Consider the following 19970-nt stretch of genomic DNA (forward strand, 5'->3'; position numbering starts at 1 on the left):
TTCAGTAACACACCGTTGCATCTAAGACTAAGGTCGTCTGGCTGGCGTCCAAGGCAGGCATAAAGTAGGGCTGGGTTTTACCTACTCTGTGCTGCTAGGACAAAAACAATGAACGACAGCATCTACCTCTCGATACAGAACAGTCCGCGCTTCAAGGAACTGGTCAGCAAACGCGAACGCTTCGCCTGGATTCTCTCGGCGATCATGCTCGGCCTCTACTGCGCTTTCATCCTCCTGATCGCCTACGGTCCGCAAGTGCTCGGCGCGCGCATCAGCGCCGACTCGTCGATCACCTGGGGCATTCCCCTGGGCGTCGGCCTGATCGTCTCGGCGTTCATCCTCACCGCCATCTACGTGCGTCGCGCCAACGGTGAGTTCGATGACCTGAACAAGGCGATCCTCAAGGAGGCGCAGCAATGATCCGGCCCGCATTGGCAACCCTGGCCCTCACGGCCTTCGCCCCGGCCGTCTGGGCCGCCGACGCCCTCACCGGCGAAGTGCAGAAACAACCGCTCAACGTCGCCGCGATCCTGATGTTCGTGGCCTTCGTCGGCGCCACCCTGTGCATCACCTACTGGGCCTCCAAGCGCAACAAGTCAGCGTCGGACTACTACGCCGCGGGCGGGCGCATCACCGGCTTCCAGAACGGCCTGGCGATCGCCGGCGACTACATGTCGGCCGCCTCCTTCCTGGGGATTTCCGCCCTGGTGTTCACCTCCGGCTACGACGGCCTGATCTACTCGATCGGCTTCCTGGTCGGCTGGCCGATCATCCTCTTCCTGATCGCCGAGCGCCTGCGCAACCTGGGCAAGTACACCTTCGCCGACGTCGCCTCCTACCGCCTCAAGCAGAAGGAAATCCGCACACTGTCGGCCTCGGGCTCGCTGGTGGTGGTGGCCTTCTACCTGATCGCGCAGATGGTCGGCGCCGGCAAGCTGATCCAGCTGCTGTTCGGCCTGGACTACCACGTCGCGGTGATCCTGGTGGGCATCCTGATGTGCCTGTACGTGCTGTTCGGCGGCATGCTCGCCACCACCTGGGTGCAGATCATCAAGGCCGTGCTGCTGCTGTCCGGTGCCAGTTTCATGGCGCTGATGGTGATGAAACACGTCAACTTCGACTTCAACGCGCTGTTCTCCCAGGCCATCGACGTGCACCCCAAGGGTGAGGCGATCATGAGCCCGGGTGGCCTGGTCAAGGACCCGATCTCGGCGTTCTCCCTGGGCCTGGCGCTGATGTTCGGCACCGCCGGCCTGCCGCACATCCTGATGCGCTTCTTCACCGTCAGCGACGCCAAGGAAGCGCGCAAGAGCGTGCTCTACGCCACCGGCTTCATCGGCTACTTCTACATCCTGACCTTCATCATCGGCTTTGGCGCGATCCTGCTGGTCAGCACCAACCCGGCCTTCAAGGACGCCGCCGGCGCCCTGATCGGCGGCAACAACATGGCGGCGGTGCACCTGGCCGATGCCGTGGGCGGCAGCATCTTCCTGGGCTTCATCTCGGCCGTGGCCTTCGCCACCATCCTCGCGGTGGTCGCAGGCCTGACCCTGGCCGGCGCCTCGGCGGTGTCCCACGACCTGTACGCCAGCGTCTGGCGCAAGGGCAAGGCCAACGACAAGGATGAGATCCGCGTCTCGAAGATCACCACCATCGCCCTGGCGGTGCTGGCGATCGGCCTGGGCATCCTGTTCGAAAGCCAGAACATCGCCTTCATGGTGGGCCTGGCGTTCTCCATCGCCGCCAGCTGCAACTTCCCGGTGCTGCTGCTCTCGATGTACTGGAAAAAGCTCACCACCCGCGGCGCCATGATCGGCGGCTGGCTTGGCCTGATCAGCGCCGTGGCGCTGATGGTGCTCGGCCCGACCATCTGGGTGCAGATCCTCGGGCATGAGAAGGCGATCTACCCGTACGAATACCCGGCGCTGTTCTCGATGCTGATTGCCTTTGCCGGGATCTGGTTCTTCTCGGTCACCGACAAGTCCGAGGCGGCCGACAAGGAACGCGCGCTGTTCTACCCGCAGTTTGTCCGGTCGCAGACCGGGCTGGGGGCTTCGGGCGCGGTTTCGCACTGATCACCACACCCTCGAGTGACAGACAAGCCGCCGAAAGGCGGCTTGTCTGTCTGGATGCCGGCGGGGGGACAGCCGTGCCATCCCGGGCAATCCCCCCCACATCTGCTGTCGGAAATTTCCGAGGCGCTGTCGGAAATGTCCTGCTTTCTCCCCCTGTACGGGAGCGAATAATCCTCCCCGCCAACGGCATCCAGCCGGCATGGCACGCTCCTGCGGCGTATTCGCAGGTGTTCAAGGAGAACTATTCGTGAAATCCCTCTTCAAGGCTCTTCCCTTCGTTTTGCTGGCCGCGGGCGCTGTCCAGGCGGCTGATCCGATCGCCAAGCAGGTGCTGGTCACCGCCGTGGTGCCAACCGCCGCCTTCTATGTCGAGCCGATCGGCAGCGACTGGATGAACGATCCGCAGGAGCTGCCCTGGAACCCGACCCAGGCCGCCTTCGGCGAAATCCGCCATCAGTTGCAGGCCAAGAGCACCATCGGCCCTATCACCGGCTACCTGACTTCGCCCGCCGTGGTCACCAGCGGCCTGGACGCCATCGATCTGAACGTCAAGGTCGGCGCCACGGACCTCACCACCACCTCGGCCGAGATCCTCAATGCCGCCCAGGCCACGCCAGGCGCGGTGATGGACTTCGTGATCACCGCCAAGACGCCTGCCGGCGGCACGTTCACGCCCGGGAGCTACCAGGGCCTGGTCAACATGATGTTCGAAACCGCCGCGCCCTGATCCGCCTGCGATCCAAGCCCCTTCATCCTTTTTGTCCCACCTTGCCCGTAGCGATTCGCGCCGGGCAGGGGAGGACATTGCTTGCAGGCAGGGCCATGAACAGATTCCACCCCATCACCTTATCGCTCTGCGCCTGGTTATGCGCGCTGCCGGCCTGGGCGCAGACGCCCCCCGCGGCGTTGGCGGCCGTGGCCCAGGCACAGGGCTTGCCCAAGGAATTCGAAGCGCACTTCTTCGACGTGCCGCTGGCCGTGCGCGTCGAGCTCGACGGCCGCTACCTGGGCGACGCCATGGTGGTGCTGAGCCGCGACGAGCGCGTGCAACTGATCGAATTCACCGACACCCAGGAAAGCCGCGAGCCGGCAGCGCTGCGCAAGCGCTGGCAGGCGCGCCTGGCCGAAGGCCTTGCGCTGGGCGACTGTCAGGCCAACTGCCCCGACGGCCTGCGGGCGATCCACTACAGCCTGACCAATTCACAGCTGTCGCTGCTGACCTTCGACGCTGAAAAAAGCGGCCCCGCCGCGCGCTACCACACCCAGCCAGAACACGGCAGCTACGGCCTGCTGCTGCGCAACCAGCTCAACCTGGTGGGCAGCGGCCGCGACACCAGTGGCCGTTACGCCATGCAGGGGCAGGGCAGCCTGGGCAACTGGACCACCCAGGCCGACGCCCAGCTCGACCGGGGCAGCGACCAGCGCGAGGGTACCCGCTACCGCCTCGACCAGCTCTACGCCGAGCGCCTTGTCGATGAGCACTTCTACCGCCTCGGCTACTTCACCCCCAGTGCCCAGGGCCTGACCCGTCAGCCGCGCCTGCTCGGCAACAGTCCGGACACTACCTTGGGCCTGATGCTCGGCAGCAGCGACAGCCTGCTGATCGACAACGGCCAGCCGAGCACCACCCCGGTCTACGTCACGCCCAACCGCCAGGGCATCGCCGAGATCTACCGCAACGGCGTGCTGATCAACAGCCAGCCCGTGCAGCCCGGCCTGCAGACCCTCGACACCCGCGTGCTGCCCGGCGGCATCTACCAGGTCGAGGTGCGCCTGGTCGAGGATGGCCAGGAAACCTCGCGCAGCGAAGCCTTCATCTACAAGCCGTCGAACTGGAGCAACAGCGACAGCCGCTGGCGCTACAACATCTACGCCGGCCAGCAGACCAGCAGCCTGAGCAACTGGGACAACGACCACGACGACAGCTTCAGCGGCGGCGCGATGTTCAACTACCTGCTGCACCCGCGCGCGGTGCTCGGCGCGTCGGCCCAGCACGTCGACCAGGCCATGCAGTACGCCACCTCGCTGGACTGGGACGTGCTCGACCGCTTCAAGCTCTATGGCAACCTCAACCAGACCCAGGGCCTGGGCAATGGCTACGACCTGCAAGCCCTGTACAACCATGACCTGGGCTCGATGGTGTTCAGCCACAGCCAGTCCTGGACCCAGCCGGAGCGCGCACGTGCCAGCCGCGGCGCGCGCAGGCCGCTGGCGCGCCAGCGGGAAATCAGCCAGACCTCGCTGTCGCTCAGCCACCGCCTGACCCCGCGCAGCACCGCGACGATGCGCCTGTCCCACAGCACGGGCGCCAGCAACGGCATGGGCATCGACCTGGGCTGGACGCAGTTCGGCAAGCTGGCGGGCTCCAACGCCAACTGGCAGTTCTCGGTGTTCGACCGCCCTGGCAGCGCCAGCACTGGCGAAGCGCGCAACCGCGGCGTCAACCTGAGCCTGAGCATGAGCCTGGGCACGCCAGGGCGGCGCCTGTCCGCGACCGTCGGCAGCCGCACCTCGCGAGACGGCGGGCGCGACCACAACGCCTCGCTCGCCTACCAGCAGGACGTCGGCCTCGGCGCGCTGCGCACCCTCGGCGCCACCGCCACCCTGGACCGCTACGGCGCGGGCGTGGGCGGCAACGCCCAGTTCGAAAGCGCCGTGCTCAGCGGCGACGCCTACGCCCAGACTTCGTCCTACAACGGTGAGCTCAGCGCAGGCCTCAACCTGCAAAGCATGGTCGCCCTGGGCGACGGCAAGCTGGCGGCCAGCGGGCAATACCTGGCCCACGAGGCCGGGTTGATCATCGATGTGGAGTCGGACCTGGACGCCATCGAGCTGCGCGCCGACGACTACCAAGGCCTCAGCACCGCCCTGCACCCTGGCCGCAACGTGTTGCCGGTCATGGCCTACAAGGCCGGGCTGGTGCAGGTGGACTTCGACGACAAGCACGCCCCGCCCGCGGTGATCCAGCCCAACAGCTTCGACTACCACCTCAACCGCGGCGGCATCGAATACCGCCAGTTGCGGGTGATGCGTACGGTCACGGTGCTGGGCCGTCTGCTCGACGAGCAGGGCAAAGGCCTGAGCGGCGCCCAGGTCATCAATCACGCCAGCCGCAGCGTCACCGAGGCCGACGGCTTCTTCGCGGTGGAGATGAGCGAGTCGACGCCGGTGCTCGAGGTGCGCATGGCAGGGCAGGCCGCCTGCCTGCTCAGCCTGGAGCCAGACCGGCTGACTCGGGAAAACGATCTGCTGATGGCGGGGGACCAGCGTTGCCGCCCGGAAAGTCTCGCGGACGCCGACACATCAAGACATAGAAGCGGCTCGTAACGTGGGTTCAAGAAACATATGGAAGCGTTTTAGCGGAAAGGACTGTAGGAAATTTCTCTGTTGGTTATAGGAAGCGTCCCTTAGTGCCAGCGCGGCGTTTCTGCCGGTTTTGAGTGAGTAGTATTGATTGGCCACCACCGAATATTTGCGGGGTTTCAGGATGAATAGAAATATGTATTGCGCGCTGTTGGCGCTGCTGATGTTGCCCGCCACCGTGTCCGCCGCGCCCGAGCTCAACATCGGCGGTTTGTACGACTACATCGATGGCGGCAAGAGCACGCTGCTCAAGCGCGTGCGCAACAGCGGCGACACCACTGCCTTCGTCAAGGTCAGCGTCGCGGAACTGGTGTACGACGACAAGGGCGAGGCGCGCGAGGTCAGCCTCGAATCCATGCCGCTGGACGAGCGTGGCCTGGTGGTCAGCCCGGCGCGGCTGATCGTGCCGGCCCGTGGCATCCAGTCCGTGCGCCTGCTGTACCGCGGCAAGCGCTCGAAGGAACGCTACTTTCGCGTGCGCTTCATCCCCGTGCTGCCCGAGGTCAACGACGGCTTCGCGGTCAACGAGGCCGAGGCCGAGGCCTACGCCGACAGCCTCAAGGCGGGGGTCAATCTGCTGGCCGGCTACGGCTCGCTGCTGTTCGTACGGCCCGCCGACAGCCATTACCAGACCGCGGCCAGCGCGCAAGCCGGCACGCTGACCGTGGTCAACGAAGGCAACAGCACCGTGGTGCTGGACCATTTCCGCCAGTGCCAGGCGCCGGGCGAGGGCTGCGCGCCGGCGACCAAGCACCATCTGCTGCCGGGGCGCACCCGGCAGTTCAGCGGGCCAGGCGGGCCGGTGTTCCAGTTCGAACTGCACGAAGGGCAGGGCCACAAGAGCCTGGTGGTGGAGGGATGAGCATGGCACTTGCGCGGCGACGCTATCTGCCGTTCTTCCTGGGCCTGGCGCTGGCGCTGGCGGCCCCTGTGGCCGCGGCCTTCGAGGTGACGATCTCGGCGCGCTACCGGGGCGGGTCCAATGACAAGTTCGAGAACACCACGCCCGTCGCCGACTTTTGCGGCAGCTGGAGCGAGCCGTGCACCACCCAAAGCCTGGTGGACCTTCCGATCACTTACGCCAAGCGAGTCGCGCTCGGCGAGCCGCGAGAGCAGTTCTTCATCCAGCCGCCTTCGCGCAAGCGCCTTGATATCTTCCACGAGACAACCGGCGAATCCTTTGGGCTGGACTTCCAGGTGCGTGCTGTCGCCCAGATGGTGAGCGCCTCGAACTGGGTATTGAGCCCCGTCTATTCGGCCACCCTGGAGGGCGGCTGCAGTTACCGGACAATCATGATAGGGCGTACCACCCCGTTCATCTGGTACTACCCCAACCCCCCCGCACCGTCTCCTTGCTATGGCGTGAGCCGCCGGGCAACGGCCGCCGATGTCATCACCGCCACCGTGTCGGAGATGGCCATTACCTACCTGCTGATCACGCCGCAGCCCTATCGCATGAAGCCTGGCATCTACCGTGGCAGCCTTGACCTGACCATCGGCCCGGGCGGCGATTTCGACTTCGGCGACAACGTCACCGAGCTCAACACCAACGTGGTGCGGGTGAACTTCGTGCTCGATGTCGAGCACCTGTTCCTGTTGTCGTTCCCGCCCGGTTCCGATATCGCTGTGCTGGAGCCGCCTGGCGGCTGGGAAGGCTGGCTGACCCGTGGCAGGCCACCCCAGCGGCTATTGCGCGACCTGCCCATGCAGGTCTGGTCCACCGGCCCGGTCAGCGTCTACAAGCTGTGCCAGTACAGCGTGGGCAGCCGCTGCGGCATTCGCAACGACGTGCGCCACGTGGTGCCGCTGGACGTCGCGATGTCCTTGCCCGAAGGCATCCGCTACCAGGGCCAGCCGGTAAGGCGCCTGCGGATACCCTCGGGCCGCGAGTCGGCGATCGCGCTCGAAGCGATCCAGCCGACGTCGAACCGCACAGGCCAGTTGCACTTCGACGTGGCTGGCAGCGATGTGCCGGGCATGTTGCCCCACGCGGGCAAGCAATACGCCGGCCAGGTGACGATCGTGTTCGACTCCGAGCTGTAGGACCCTGTTTCCAATAAGGATGGATCATGTACAAAGCCCTGGTAGTAGACGACCACCCCTTCATCCGCGCCAGTGTCTGCATGATGCTGCGCCAGGACCGCATCAAGGTCGTGGGAGAGGCCGACAACGGCATCGATGCCTTGCGCCTGACGCGCGATACCCGACCTGACCTGGTGATCCTCGACATCACCATGCCTGGGCTCGATGGCTTTGAAGTCACCACCCGCGTCAGGGCGATGGACCCCTCGACCAAGGTGCTGGTGCTGACCTCGCACCTGCCCGAGTCGTTCTCGCTGCGCTGCATGAAAGCGGGCGCGGCGGGGTTCGTCTCCAAGTCCGACAACCTCAAGGAGCTGAGCAAGGCCGTACGCGCGATCCTGTCGGGGTATACCTACTTCCCGGACGTCACGCTCAGCTCGGTCAACCGGCATGACCTGCGCGCCACCGAGGCCGAGTGCCTGGCCGGCCTCAGCGACCGCGAGGTGCTGATCCTGCAGCAGCTGGCCCGCGGCATGACCAACAAGGAGATCGCCGCGGCGATGCTGCTCAGCAGCAAGACCGTCAGCACCTACAAGGGGCGGCTGATCGAGAAGCTGCGCGTGCGTTCACTGATCGACCTGGCCGACCTGGCCAGGCGACACCAGTTGATCTAGGGGCGCCGCCAGTGACCCCGTACATGCTGTCGCTTATCCTGCTGACCAGCCTGCTCGCTGGCGCCCTGGCCTGGGGCTGGAGCCTTGACCGCCTGCAGCGCTTGCTGCGCCGCCAGATCCACGCGCTGCGCCGCGCGAAAAAGGACGCCGAGCGCGCCAACCACGCCAAGTCACGCTTCCTGGCGACCATGAGCCATGAAATCCGCACACCCTTGAACGCCGTGATGGGGATGCTTGAACTCGCCTCGCACAAGGCCGCCGAAGGCGTGCTTGACCGCCTGTCCATCGATGTGGCCGCCGATGCCTCGCGCAGTCTGCTGGAGCTGATCGGCGACGTGCTGGACATCTCGCGCATCGAGTCCGGCCGGCTGGAGCTGGCCCCGCAGCCTGTGCACCTGCGCGAGCAGATCGGCCGTATCGTCCAGCTGTGGGCTCAGCAGGCGGACAGCAAGGGGCTGCAACTGGTCACGGAGCTGCAGGGCGAGGTGGATGCCGAGGTCATGCTCGACCCGCTGCGCTTCAAGCAGGTGTTGGGCAACCTGATCAGCAACAGTATCAAGTTCACCCAGCAGGGCCAGGTGAGCGTGAGCATGACCGCCCGCGCCGAGGGCGGGCGGATTGCCTTGAGCCTGACCGTCGAGGACACCGGCATCGGCATCGCCGAGGCCGACCTGGCCCGGCTGGGCGAGCCGTTCTGGCGCGCCAGCGGGCAAGGTTGCACGGCGCGCACCGGCGCGGGGCTGGGCCTGGGCATCAGCCGCACGCTGTGCGAGACCATGGGCGGGCGCATGCAAGTGCACAGTTGTATCGGCCAGGGCACGCGCATCGAGATCCAGCTCGAGCTGCCCCTGGTGACCGCCCAGGCGCAGACCGGCCAGGGATTGACCGTGTCGCCGCAGGACCGCGCGGGCGGCCAGCGTGTGCTGGTGATCGATGACTGCCGGGTGAACCGCATGCTCCTCAAGCAGCAGCTGACCCGGCTCGGCCACGAGCCCTATGAAGCCGCGGATGGCGTCGCAGGCTTGCGGTGCTGGCTGAGCATGCCGTTCGACGTGGTGATCTGTGACTGCAACATGCCCCTGCTCGACGGCTATGCCGTGGCCCGCGCCATGCGCGAGCACGAGCGCCGCCGCGGCAAGCCCGCGTGCCGGATCCTGGGCTTCACCGCCAACGCGGTGCCCGACGAGCGCCAGCGCTGCCGCGCCGCCGGCATGGACGACTGCCTGTTCAAGCCACTGGGCATACAGGGGCTGGGGCAGGCCTTGCATGCTGGGCGGGGCGCTGCCAGCGGGCTGGACATCGGCAACCTGCAGCGCATGACCCTGTGTGACCCCGCGGCGCTCGGGGATTTGCTCGATGAACTGCGTAATACCAACCTGCGCGATCTGCAGCGGCTGGAGGTGCTGGCGGACGGTGAGGACCTGGGGGCTCTGGCGTCGCTGGCGCACCGGCTCAAGGGTGGCGCGCGGATTATCCGGGCGCAGCGGGTGATCAGCGCGTGCGAGCAGGTGGAGAAGCGTTGCAACGAGAAGGCGAGGATGTCCGGGAAGCTGGCGGTGGCGGTGGAGGTGTTGCAGGCGGCGGTGAAACAGCTCGACCGCTCCCTGGCCGGCATCTGCAAGGGCATCAAGGCGGGCAGGGCCCCGCCTGCTGTGTGTACGTGCACTGTGCCGCACCGCCGAACCTGTGGGAGCTGGCTTGCCAGCGAAAAGGGCGAAGCTCTCGCCATACACTCATGGTGTCAGGTCTGACCTCTATGCTGGCAAGCCAGCTCCCACAGTTACAGCGGCGGCCTCTCAATCTTCTACAAGTGCCGACAGCGCCTTTGCACTATCTCTCAGGCCTTATATCCGCCCAAGCAACAACAACACCAGCAACACCACCAGCACGACGCCGATGATGCCGGACGGGCCATAGCCCCAGGACCGCGAGTGGGGGAACACGGGTAAGCCACCAATCAATAGCAGAATCAGGATGATGATCAGGATCGTGGTCATGTCGTTGTCCTTGCGTGATAAAGGGGGTGTCCAGGTACTGCTTTCCCTGCGGCCGCGGTTAACTCGGCCACGTGTAGAATGGGACTTGCGCACGCGCGCAAAAGTTTAAATCCCTTTGCTTTCGCCATTCACCGGCCTGATACCACCCTGCTGCGTGGGCATGCCTGGCTACACTGCCAGGCACTTTCCTCCACGACACAGGCAGGCCGCTATGCGCAACCGCATGATGATCACCGGTGCAGGCTCGGGGCTGGGGCGCGAGATTGCCCTGCGCTGGGCCCGCGAGGGCTGGCAACTGGCGCTGGCCGACATCAACGAGCCCGGCCTGCGAGAGACCCTGGCGCAGGTGCGCGAGGCGGGCGGCGATGGCTTCGTGCAGCACTGCGATGTGCGCGACTACAGCCAGCTCATCGCACTGTCCCAGGCCTGCGAGGAAAAGCTCGGCGGCATCGATGCGATCGTCAACAACGCGGGCGTCGCCTCGGGCGGGTTCTTCGGCGAGCTGTCGCTGGAAGACTGGGACTGGCAGCTCGCCGTCAACCTGATGGGTGTGGTCAAGGGCTGCAAGGCGTTCCTGCCGCTGCTCGAGCGCAGCAAGGGCCGCATCATCAACATCGCCTCGATGGCCGCCCTGATGCAGGCGCCTGGCATGAGCAACTACAACGTCGCCAAGGCTGGCGTGCTGGCGCTTTCGGAAAGCCTGCTGGTCGAGCTGCGCGGGCTGGACATCGCGGTGCACGTGGTGTGTCCCTCGTTCTTCCAGACCAATCTGCTCGACTCCTTCCGCGGCCCTGCGCCCGCGATGAAGGCCCAGGTCGCCAAGTTGCTTGAAAGCTCGCCGATCACGGCTGCCGAGATCGCCGACTACATCCACCAGCGGGTCGAAGCCGGCGAATTCCTCATTCTTCCCCATGAAGCCGGCCGCCTGGCCTGGCAGCTCAAGCAGCAGGCGCCGCAGCGGCTCTACGATGAAATGGCCGACATGGCCGCGAAGATGCGCGCCAAGGGGCGTCCAGGACAACCCTGACACGCCGGATCGTTTATGCTCCGCGGCCAAGACCAACGCACCTTCTGGATTCAGAGCTTCAGAGATTCAGAGATTTCTGTGAAGCCACCGCAGTACCTGTGGGAGCGGGCTTGTCCCGCGATCCAGTATGGTGCACTGTCTTTCACTGGCCGGATGCCTTGCATGATCAATTACCTGTGGTTCTTCCTCGCGGCGGTCTTCGAGATCGCCGGTTGCTACGCCTTCTACCTTTGGCTGCGCCTGGGCAAAAGCGCCCTGTGGGTCGTCCCCGCGCTGTTCAGCCTGACCTTGTTCGCGCTGATCCTCACCCGCGTCGAAGCCGCCTACGCCGGACGGGCCTACGCCGCCTACGGGGGCATCTACATTGTCACCTCACTGCTCTGGCTGGCACTGGTGGAAAAAGCCCGCCCTCTGGGCAGCGACTGGCTCGGCGCTCTGTTCTGCGTGATCGGCGCGAGCATCATCGTGCTCGGTCCACGCTTGCAACAAGGCTGAATGTAGGACGCGTCTGTAGGAGAAATTACCTTCTGTTGTAGGACTGGCCTAATTCACCACTGGATCATTGAACCGGCGGCTCGGCCCGTTGCAGTCTCGGGTTTTCCCTGAGGCTGGAGGATCGGAGCATGCTGGTGATTGGACGCGAAGTGGGTGAGGTGATCGCCATCAACGACGACATCAAGATCAAGGTGATCTCCGTCGAGGGCGGCGCGGTGCGGTTTGGTATCTGCGCCCCGCGCGAGATAAAGGTGCACCGCACCGAAGTCTATCGGCGCATCCAGGCCAAGGAGGCCAAGCAGGCGACCAAGCAGGCGGGGAGTGCCTGAACCCTGGTCAGTCGAGCAGCTCGGGTGGCACGTCGTGGCGCGCGAGCAGCTGGCACTGCTGGCTTTCCAGGTCGAACAGGATGAACGCCTGGCCCTTGGCCAAGGCCTGGCGCACGCGCAGCACCCGGGTCTCGAGCGGTGTGTCGTCACCGTTGTCGGTGCCGTCGCGGGTGACGAAGTCCTCGATCAGGCGGGTGAGGGTGTCGGATTCGAGCTGGTCGTAGGGGATTAGCATGGTTTTCTGCGGTTCGGTTGGGTGGTGTAAGAGGATGCTACTTGAATCGTGGGATCTTGGGGCCGCGAAGCGGCCCCAGAACCCGCAGACGACAAAGCAATCAGCTCTTGTTCCCAACCAGACTGTCCACCGGCGGCACGCGGGTATCGCTTTCCATCTGGGCATCATGCTCGATCTGGTGACTGAACCGCTCCAGCGACCCATTGGCGGGGTGCGAGTCACTGGCAAACACCGGCGGACTCAACAGGTAAGCGGTCAACAACCGGCTCAACGCCGCCAGGCTGTCGATGTGCGTGCGCTCATACCCATGCGTCGCATCACAGCCAAACGCCACCAGCGCCGTGCGGATGTCGTGCCCCGCGGTCACCGCCGAATGCGCATCGCTGAAGTAATACCGGAACAGGTCCCGACGCACCGGCAACTCATGCTCGCCGGCCAGCTTCAACAGGTGCCGCGACAGGTGATAGTCGTACGGCCCGGACGAATCCTGCATCGCCACGCTCACCGCATGCTCGCTGGACGCCTGCCCAGGCGCCACCGGCGCGATATCGATGCCGACAAATTCGCTCACGTCCCAAGGCAACGCCCCGGCCGCGCCGGAGCCGGTTTCCTCGGTGATGGTGAACAGCGGGTGACAGTCGATCAGCGGCTGCCGGCCACTCTCCACCACCGCCTTGAGCGAGGCGAGCAGCGCCGCGACGCCGGCCTTGTCATCCAGGTGGCGGGCGCTGATGTGACCGCTTTCGGTGAATTCGGGCAGCGGATCGAAGGCCACGAAGTCACCAATGCCGATCCCCAGGGTCTCGCAGTCGGCACGGGTGGCGCAGTAGGCGTCCAGGCGCACCTCGACGTGGTCCCAGCTGACCGGCATCTGGTCGATCGCGGTGTTGAAGGCATGCCCGCTGGCCATCAACGGCAGCACGCTGCCGCGGTACACGCCGGTGTCGGTGAACACGCTGACCCGGCTGCCTTCGGCAAAGCGGCTCGACCAGCAGCCCACCGGCGCCAGCGACAGCCGGCCATTGTCCTGCAATGCGCGCACGCTGGCGCCGATGGTGTCCAGGTGCGCGGAGACCGCGCGGTCGGGTGAGTTCTGCCGGCCTTTCAACGTGGCGCGGATGGTGCCACGGCGGGTCAGCTCGAAGGGGATACCCAGCTCATCGAGGCGCTCGGCCACGTAGCGCACGATGGTATCGGTGAAGCCGGTGGGGCTGGGGATGGCAAGCATCTCCAGCAACACCTTCTGCAAATAATCCAGGTCGGGTTCGAGGGGTTGTTCAGGCATGCGCACTCCTGGGGTCAAACGTTCGGGCGGCTGTGCGGAAACAGCAGGTCGACGAAGCGTTCGGCGGTGGGTTGCGGTTCATGGTTGGCCAGGCCCGCGCGTTCATTGGCTTCGATGAACACGTAGTGGGGCTGGTCGGCGGCGGGCACCATCAGGTCCAGGCCGACCACCGGAATGTCCAGCGCGCGGGCGGCGCGCACGGCGGCATCGGCCAGCACCGGGTGCAGGCGGTCGGTGACGTCCTCGAGGATGCCACCGGTGTGCAGGTTGGCGGTGCGGCGCACGGCCAGGCGCTGGCCCGAGGGCAACACGCTGTCGTAGTCCAGGCCCGCGCCGCGCAAGGTGCGTTGGGTTTCCTCGTCCATCGGGATACGGCTTTCACCGCCGGTCGCGGCCTGGCGACGGCGGCTCTGGGCCTCGATCAGGGTCTTGATGTCGTGCACGCCATCGCCGATCACCTCGGCCGGATGGCGGATGGCCGCGGCCACCACTTCGTAGCCGATGACCACGATGCGCAGGTCCAGGCCCTCGTGGAAGCTTTCCAGCAGCACGCGGCTGTCGAAACGCCTGGCCTGCTCGATGGCCTGGTTGATCTCCTCCAGGGTGGTCAGGTTGACCGCCACGCCATGGCCTTGCTCGCCATCGAGCGGCTTGACCACCACCGCGCCGTGCTCTTCGAGAAACGCCAGGTTGTCGTCGGCGTTGCCGGCCATCTGCTGCGCCGGCACGTGGAGGTCGGCGGCCTGCAGGGTTTTCTGGGTCAGGCTCTTGTCTTGGCACAGGGTCATGCTCACGGCGCTGGTCAGGTCGCTCAGCGACTCGCGGCAGCGGATGCGCCGTCCCCCCATGCACAGGGTGAACAGCCCGGCCGAGGCATCGTCGACATGTACGTCGATGCCGCGCTTGTAGGCTTCCTCGACGATGATCCGCGCGTAGGGATTGAGCCCGGCCTCGGGGCCAGGGCCCAGGAACAGTGGCTGGTTGATGCCGTTCTTGCGCTTGACCGCGAAGGTCGGCAGGTTGCGAAAGCCCAGCTTGGCATAGAGGCGCTTAGCCTGGCGGTTGTCGTGCAGTACCGACAGGTCAAGGTAGGCCAGCCCCCGGCTCATGAAATGCTCGACCAGGTGCCGCACCAGCACCTCGCCCACGCCTGGCCGGCTGCACTGCGGATCGACCGCCAGGCACCACAGGCTGCACCCGTGCTCCGGGTCATCGAAGGCCTTGCTGTGGTTCAGGCCCATGACGCTGCCGATCACCGCGTTGGTGTCCTCGTCCTCGGCCAGCCAGTACACGGGGCCACCCAGGTGACGCGGGGTCAGCAGCTCGGGGTTGACCGGCAGCATGCCGCGCGCCTGGTACAGCTGGTTGATCGCCTGCCAGTCGGCCTCGGCCTGGGCCCGGCGGATGCGGAACCCGCGAAACACCCGCTGCGACTGGCGGTAGTCGCTGAACCACAGGCGCAAGGTGTCGGACGGATCGAGAAACAGCTGCTGCGGCGACTGCGCCAGCACCTGCTGAGGGGCCGCCACGTAGAGCGCGATGTCACGCTCGCCGGGCTGCTCTTCCAGCAACGCCTGGGCCAGGCAGGCCGGGTCCGGGTAGGTGTGGCCGATCAGCAGCCGGCCCCAGCCGCAGTGCAGGGCACGCGGCTGGTCGTGTGGCTCGCTGCCGTCCCCGGCCAGACGCGCTTGCAGGCGCTCGTAGGACGGCGTCTGCACGCGCTGCAGGCGCTGCTCGTAGGCGGTTGCGTGGGCTTTCATCGATCAGATTCCTTGCTCGCTGAGCCACAGGTTGAGTGCCGCCAGTTGCCACAGCTTGGAGCCGCGCAGCGGGGTGAGCTGGCCCTGCGGGTTGCTCAGCAGACGGTCGAGCATGGCGGGGTTGAACAGCCCACGGTCCTGGCTCGGGTCGGTCAGCAGGTCGCGCACCCAGCCCAGGGTCGCGCCTTCGAGGTGCTTGAGGCCAGGCACCGGGAAGTAACCCTTCTTGCGATCGATCACCTCATGGGGGATGACCCGGCGCGCGGCTTCCTTGAGCACCTGCTTGCCGCCGTCGGGCAGCTTGAAGCGCCCCGGGATGCGCGCCGACAGCTCGGCCAGGCGATAGTCCAGGAACGGCGTGCGCGCCTCCAGGCCCCAGGCCATGGTCATGTTGTCGACCCGCTTGACCGGGTCGTCGACCAGCATCACCGTGCTGTCCAGGCGCAGCGCCTTGTCCACGGCCTCGGACGCGCCCGGGCGGGCGAAATGCTCGCGGACGAAATCGCCCGCCGCGTCATGGTCCAGCAGCCACGGGGCCTGGACGGTGTCGCGGTATTCGTTGTAGCCGCGGTCGAAGAAGGCGTCGCGATAGGCCGCGTACGGGTCGCTGGCGCCATCGACCTGCGGGTACCAGTGATAACCGGCGAACAGCTCGTCCGCGCCCTGGCCGCTCTGGACCACCTTGCAGTGCTTGGCCACTTCACGCGACAGCAGGTAGAAGGCGATGCAGTCATGGCTGACCATCGGCTCGCTCATGGCGCGGAAGGCGGCCGGCAGCTGCTCGATGATCTCGCGCTCGTCGATGCGCAATTGGTGATGACGGGTGCCATAGTGGCGCGCGATCAGGTCCGAATACTGGAACTCGTCGCCACGCTCGCCGCCAGCGTCCTCGAAACCGATCGAGAAGGTCGACAGGTCGTCGACGCCGACCTCGCGCAGCAGCCCGACCAGCATGCTCGAATCGACACCGCCCGACAGCAGCACGCCAACGTCCACGGCAGCGCGCTGGCGAATCGCCACGGCCTCGCGGGTGGCGTCCAGCACGCGGGTGGTCCAGTCCTCGAGGGTGAGGTTCTGCTCGTCGGCGCGCGGGCCGTATTCCAGCTGCCACCAGGTCTTGCGCTCGACCTTGCCGTGGCGGTCGACGCGCATCCAGGTGCCGGGCTCGAGCTTCTGCACGTTGGCCAGCAAGGTGCGCGGCGCCGGCACCACGGAATGGAAGTTCAGGTAGTGGTTGAGGCCCACCGGGTCGAGCATCGGGTCGATGTCGCCGCCCTTGAGCAGGGCCGGCAAGGTCGACGCAAAGCGCAGGCGCTCACCGTTCTGCGACAGGTACAAAGGCTTCACGCCCAGCCGGTCGCGGGCCAGGAACAGCCGCTGCGCGTCGCGTTCCCAGATCGCCAGGGCGAACATGCCATTGAGTTTGGGCAACAGCGCCTCGCCCCAGGCGTGGTAGCCCTTGAGCAGCACTTCGGTGTCGCCATCGGACAGGAACGCATAACCCAGCGCCTCGAGTTCGGCGCGCAGTTCAGGGAAGTTGTAGACCGCGCCGTTGAAGGCCATGGACAGGCCCAGCGCGTTGTCGCTCATCGGTTGGGCGGAGCCATCCGACAGGTCCATGATTTTCAGGCGGCGATGGCCCAGGGCGATCGGCCCCTGGCTCTGGAAGCCCCAGGCGTCAGGGCCTCGAGGCGCGAGATGATGGGTCATCCGTTCGACAGCGGCGAGGTCCGCCGGGCGTGGTGCCTGATCGATCGGGGTGAAACGTAACTCTCCAGCTAGTCCGCACATAAGTCCTTACCGGTTTTGCCGTTGGGGAAAACGCCCCAAGGTGGGGCAGTTAGTAATCGACCGGTGTGGATTGCAGGAGTTTTAGATCAAAAAGTTATATGTGACCACCGGCCATGCGGACCGTGACCTACGTACGAGTAGCGTTGTGCCTCATAACGGGGAGCGGTGCACGACTCTGGGGAGATTTTATGGTGCATGGCAAAACCTGTGGGAGCTGGCTTGCCAGCGAAGAGGCCGGCGCTGACACAGCGGGTCCGGTGGCCTGAAAGGCTGGAACCAGACCCTGAAATCCTCCGCGCTCAGCGCTTGCCGCGGATCAGCTCGCGCAGCGGGAAGCGGTTGGGGTGGCAGGCTTCGGCCACGGGGCGGGGGAGGGGCAGGGGCTCGCCGGTGATCCAGGCGGCGATCAGCTCGCCGCTGAGGGGCGCGGTGATCAGGCCGCGGGAACCGTGGCCGCTGTTGACGTACAAGCCATCGAGCCAGGGACACGCGGTATCAGGCACCTGACGCGCATCCTTGCTCAACACGGCATACGCGTCGGCAAAGGACGCGGGGTCCGACACCGGCCCGACGATCGGCAGGTAATCCGGGCTGGTGCAGCGGAACGCCGCACGGCCCTGCAGCGCAGCGGGATCAAGCTCACCCGCGCCCAGGCGCCTGGCAAGATCCGGCGAAATGTCATCCAGCAAGCCCAGATTGCCTTGGTGCTCCGCCACGGTCGGCGTCAGGTCTTCACTGTGAAAATCAAAGCTGGCACCGAGGGTATGTTCATCACCACGGGGCGGCGCGACATAGCCATCGGCACACACGACCGTCCCTAGCGTACGGCTCGCATCAGTCGCTGGCAGGCGGGTAATCTGCCCGCGGATGCGTTTGAGCGGCAGCCCGGCGCAGGGCTCGAAACGGCGGATTTCAGCGGCGGCGGCCAGCACCACCACGGGTGCGCTGGCCAGCAAACGCTCGCCGTCCCAGGCCTGCCAGTTGCCTTCGGCCTGGCGCAGGCTGATCACCTCATGGTGCGTGCGCAGCTCGATCGCAGGATGGCGCAATTGGGCCTGGCACAACGCAGGCGGGTGTACCCAGCCACCTTCGGGGTAGAACAACCCGCCGCTGGGCAGTTGCACGCCGGCGATCGCCTCGGCCTGGGCGCGTTCGAGGTCTTGCAGCAGGGAGTTGTCGAACGCGGCGGCAAGCTTGGCCTGCCGCGCGGCTTCCTTGTCATCGAACGCCAGTTGCAGCACCCCGCACGCATCCCAGTCCTGGCCGCGCTGCAGGCGCTCCAGCCAGCGGCGGGTGTAGCCGAAGCCCGCCAGGATCATCTGCGACAGCGCCGTGCCATGGGCCGATAGCTTCAGGTACAGCACCCCTTGGGGATTACCGGACGCTTCCCGCGCCGCCGCGTCATGCCGCTCCAGCACCGTGACTTTCCAGCCGCGCACAGCCAGGCTCCGCGCGGTCGCGCAGCCGGCCAGCCCGGCGCCGATCACCAGCGCTTCGCGGGGCCCGGCGGGCGGGCGGGGGCGGGCGTACCAGGGGGCTGACTGCTGGCTGGCCTCCCCCTGGAAAACCCCGCCCATCACTTCCCACTTCTTGCCGATCCCCGGCACACGGCGCATCACGAAGCCTGCCGCCATCAACCCGCGGCGCACCCACCCCGTGCTGGTGAACGTGCCCAGGGTGGTCCCCGGCCCAGACAACCGGGCAATCTGCGCAAACAGCTCCGGCGTCCACATGTCCGGGTTCTTGGCCGGCGCGAAGCCGTCGAGAAACCACGCATCGATGCGCGCATCCAGCTGTGGCAGTTGCTCGAGGACATCACCGATCATCAGGGTCAGCGTGACCCGTCCTTCGGCCAGGCTGAACTGCTGGAAGCCGGGGTGCACGGCGACATACTGCCCGAGCAGCTCACTGGTGAATGTCGACAGCCCAGGCCACAACTGCAGCGCACGCTGCAGGTCATCGCGGCTCAGCGGGTACTTCTCGACACTGACGAAATGCAGCCGGGCCGTGGCCGGCGCGAGCGCGGCGAACATCTGCCAGGCGCAGAAGAAATTGAGCCCGGTCCCAAACCCGGTCTCGCCAATCACCATGCACGCCTGCTCGTCCAGCGCGCTGAAGCGCTGGCGCAGCTGGTTCTGCTCGATGAACACGTGACGGGTTTCCTCAAGGCTCTGGTCCTTGGAGAAATAGATGTCGTCGTACTGCCGCGAATGGGGGCGGCCGTGTTCGTCCCAATCGATCTGAGCGTAAGAGGGCGGGGTGGTGTCGGACATGGTAGGGCTCGGCAAACAGCGGGTCCGGCATTCTAGCCCATCAGGCGGCGCCCGATCCGCTAGTCTTGGCAATCCAGGTAAGGAGGCAATGATGTTCGAATCCGCGCAAATCGGTCATAGCATTGACAAGGACACCTACGACGCCGAAGTGCCCGCCTTGCGGCAAGCCTTGCTCGAAGCCCAGTACAAGCTGCATCAGCAGGCGCGCTTTCCGGTCATCGTGCTGATCAACGGCATCGAGGGCGCGGGCAAGGGCGAGACGGTCAAGCTGCTCAACGAATGGATGGACCCGCGCCTGATCGAGGTCCGCACCTTCGACCAGCAAACCGACGAAGAGCTGGCTCGACCACCCGCCTGGCGCTATTGGCGGATGCTCCCGGCCAAGGGGCGCATGGGGATTTTCTTCGGTAACTGGTACAGCCAGATGCTGCAAGGGCGGGTTCATGGTTTGTTCAAGGATCCGCGACTCGATCAAGCCATTAACGGCGCCGAACGGCTGGAGAAGATGTTGTGCGACGAAGGCGCGCTGATCTTCAAATTCTGGTTTCACCTCTCCAAGAAACAAATGAAAGCGCGGCTCAAGGCGCTGAACGACGATCCGCTGCACAGCTGGCGCATCAGCCCGCTGGACTGGCAACAATCCG

At 65.9% G+C, this 19970-nt stretch carries 17 protein-coding genes and 1 pseudogene; 12 read left to right on the forward strand and 6 right to left on the reverse strand.

Annotated elements, in window-relative coordinates; genetic code table 11:
• Positions 1 to 108: 108 nt before the first annotated feature.
• From VJS90_RS03485 to VJS90_RS03520, 8 genes are all read left to right on the forward strand, one after another.
• The gene (locus VJS90_RS03485) at positions 109 to 420 is read left to right on the forward strand and encodes a DUF485 domain-containing protein (protein ID WP_324119139.1); all 312 of its coding nucleotides are present in this window, start codon (positions 109 to 111) and stop codon (positions 418 to 420) included.
• Positions 417 to 2075, forward strand: coding sequence for a cation acetate symporter (locus VJS90_RS03490; RefSeq protein ID WP_324119141.1), 1659 nt, complete (start codon positions 417 to 419; stop codon positions 2073 to 2075). Before VJS90_RS03485 ends, VJS90_RS03490 begins: the two co-directional genes overlap by 4 nt.
• Before the next feature lie 247 nt (positions 2076 to 2322).
• Positions 2323 to 2802, forward strand: coding sequence for a CS1 type fimbrial major subunit (locus tag VJS90_RS03495; RefSeq protein WP_324119143.1), 480 nt, complete (start codon positions 2323 to 2325; stop codon positions 2800 to 2802).
• A 95-nt stretch (positions 2803 to 2897) separates the two neighbouring features.
• Positions 2898 to 5402: a CS1-pili formation C-terminal domain-containing protein gene (locus tag VJS90_RS03500; protein ID WP_324119145.1), complete on the forward strand. Its 2505-nt coding sequence runs from the start codon at positions 2898 to 2900 to the stop codon at positions 5400 to 5402.
• Between the two features lie 160 nt (positions 5403 to 5562).
• Positions 5563 to 6300 (forward strand): molecular chaperone, encoded by a 738-nt coding sequence (locus VJS90_RS03505; protein WP_324119147.1) that lies wholly within the window; start codon positions 5563 to 5565, stop codon positions 6298 to 6300.
• Positions 6297 to 7481, forward strand: coding sequence for a hypothetical protein (locus VJS90_RS03510; RefSeq protein ID WP_324119149.1), 1185 nt, complete (start codon positions 6297 to 6299; stop codon positions 7479 to 7481). The genes VJS90_RS03505 and VJS90_RS03510 overlap by 4 nt, the downstream gene beginning before the upstream one ends.
• Before the next feature lie 26 nt (positions 7482 to 7507).
• Positions 7508 to 8134 carry a response regulator transcription factor gene (locus VJS90_RS03515; RefSeq protein ID WP_324119150.1) on the forward strand — a complete coding sequence of 209 codons (627 nt, stop codon included), beginning with the start codon at positions 7508 to 7510 and terminating at the stop codon, positions 8132 to 8134.
• Positions 8135 to 8157: 23 nt separating this feature from the next.
• The gene (locus VJS90_RS03520) at positions 8158 to 9885 is read left to right on the forward strand and encodes an ATP-binding protein (RefSeq protein ID WP_324119153.1); all 1728 of its coding nucleotides are present in this window, start codon (positions 8158 to 8160) and stop codon (positions 9883 to 9885) included.
• A gap of 93 nt (positions 9886 to 9978) precedes the next feature.
• On the opposite strand, the gene VJS90_RS03525 is transcribed toward VJS90_RS03520, so the two are convergent.
• On the reverse strand, positions 9979 to 10131 hold the full coding sequence (locus VJS90_RS03525) for a DUF3309 family protein (RefSeq protein WP_081016659.1): 153 nt from the start codon (positions 10129 to 10131) through the stop codon (positions 9979 to 9981).
• 211 nt (positions 10132 to 10342) lie between these two features.
• Here VJS90_RS03525 and VJS90_RS03530 point away from each other — a divergent pair, with 211 nt between their 5' ends.
• The 3 genes from VJS90_RS03530 to csrA all read left to right on the forward strand — a co-directional run bounded on the left by VJS90_RS03530 (position 10343) and on the right by csrA (position 11982).
• A complete protein-coding gene (locus VJS90_RS03530) occupies positions 10343 to 11158 on the forward strand; it encodes an SDR family oxidoreductase (protein WP_324119157.1) in 816 nt (271 codons plus the stop codon).
• Between the two features lie 162 nt (positions 11159 to 11320).
• Positions 11321 to 11653, forward strand: a complete 333-nt coding sequence (locus VJS90_RS03535; protein ID WP_324119159.1) for a YnfA family protein — start codon at positions 11321 to 11323, stop codon at positions 11651 to 11653.
• Between the two features lie 128 nt (positions 11654 to 11781).
• The gene (csrA, locus tag VJS90_RS03540; protein WP_324119161.1) at positions 11782 to 11982 is read left to right on the forward strand and encodes a carbon storage regulator CsrA; all 201 of its coding nucleotides are present in this window, start codon (positions 11782 to 11784) and stop codon (positions 11980 to 11982) included.
• 7 nt (positions 11983 to 11989) lie between these two features.
• Here the strand turns inward: csrA and VJS90_RS03545 are convergent, their stop codons facing one another.
• The 5 genes from VJS90_RS03545 to mnmC all read right to left on the reverse strand — a co-directional run bounded on the left by VJS90_RS03545 (position 11990) and on the right by mnmC (position 19326).
• The gene (locus VJS90_RS03545) at positions 11990 to 12217 is read right to left on the reverse strand and encodes a YheU family protein (protein WP_324119163.1); all 228 of its coding nucleotides are present in this window, start codon (positions 12215 to 12217) and stop codon (positions 11990 to 11992) included.
• Positions 12218 to 12317: 100 nt separating this feature from the next.
• Positions 12318 to 13502 carry an osmoprotectant NAGGN system M42 family peptidase gene (locus VJS90_RS03550; protein ID WP_324119165.1) on the reverse strand — a complete coding sequence of 395 codons (1185 nt, stop codon included), beginning with the start codon at positions 13500 to 13502 and terminating at the stop codon, positions 12318 to 12320.
• Between the two features lie 14 nt (positions 13503 to 13516).
• Positions 13517 to 15262 carry an N-acetylglutaminylglutamine synthetase gene (gene ngg / locus VJS90_RS03555; RefSeq protein WP_324119167.1) on the reverse strand — a complete coding sequence of 582 codons (1746 nt, stop codon included), beginning with the start codon at positions 15260 to 15262 and terminating at the stop codon, positions 13517 to 13519.
• Between the two features lie 3 nt (positions 15263 to 15265).
• Complete coding sequence (locus VJS90_RS03560) at positions 15266 to 17053, reverse strand: N-acetylglutaminylglutamine amidotransferase (RefSeq protein ID WP_324119169.1); 1788 nt, start codon at positions 17051 to 17053, stop codon at positions 15266 to 15268.
• A 299-nt stretch (positions 17054 to 17352) separates the two neighbouring features.
• On the reverse strand, positions 17353 to 19326 hold the full coding sequence (mnmC, locus tag VJS90_RS03565) for a bifunctional tRNA (5-methylaminomethyl-2-thiouridine)(34)-methyltransferase MnmD/FAD-dependent 5-carboxymethylaminomethyl-2-thiouridine(34) oxidoreductase MnmC (RefSeq protein ID WP_324119171.1): 1974 nt from the start codon (positions 19324 to 19326) through the stop codon (positions 17353 to 17355).
• A 91-nt stretch (positions 19327 to 19417) separates the two neighbouring features.
• Between mnmC and VJS90_RS03570 the strand changes: the two are divergent.
• A pseudogene (locus VJS90_RS03570) lies at positions 19418 to 19970 on the forward strand (polyphosphate kinase); the annotation flags it as partial.

This window comes from Pseudomonas sp. (genome assembly GCF_035277045.1).
Lineage (GTDB): Bacteria > Pseudomonadota > Gammaproteobacteria > Pseudomonadales > Pseudomonadaceae > Aquipseudomonas.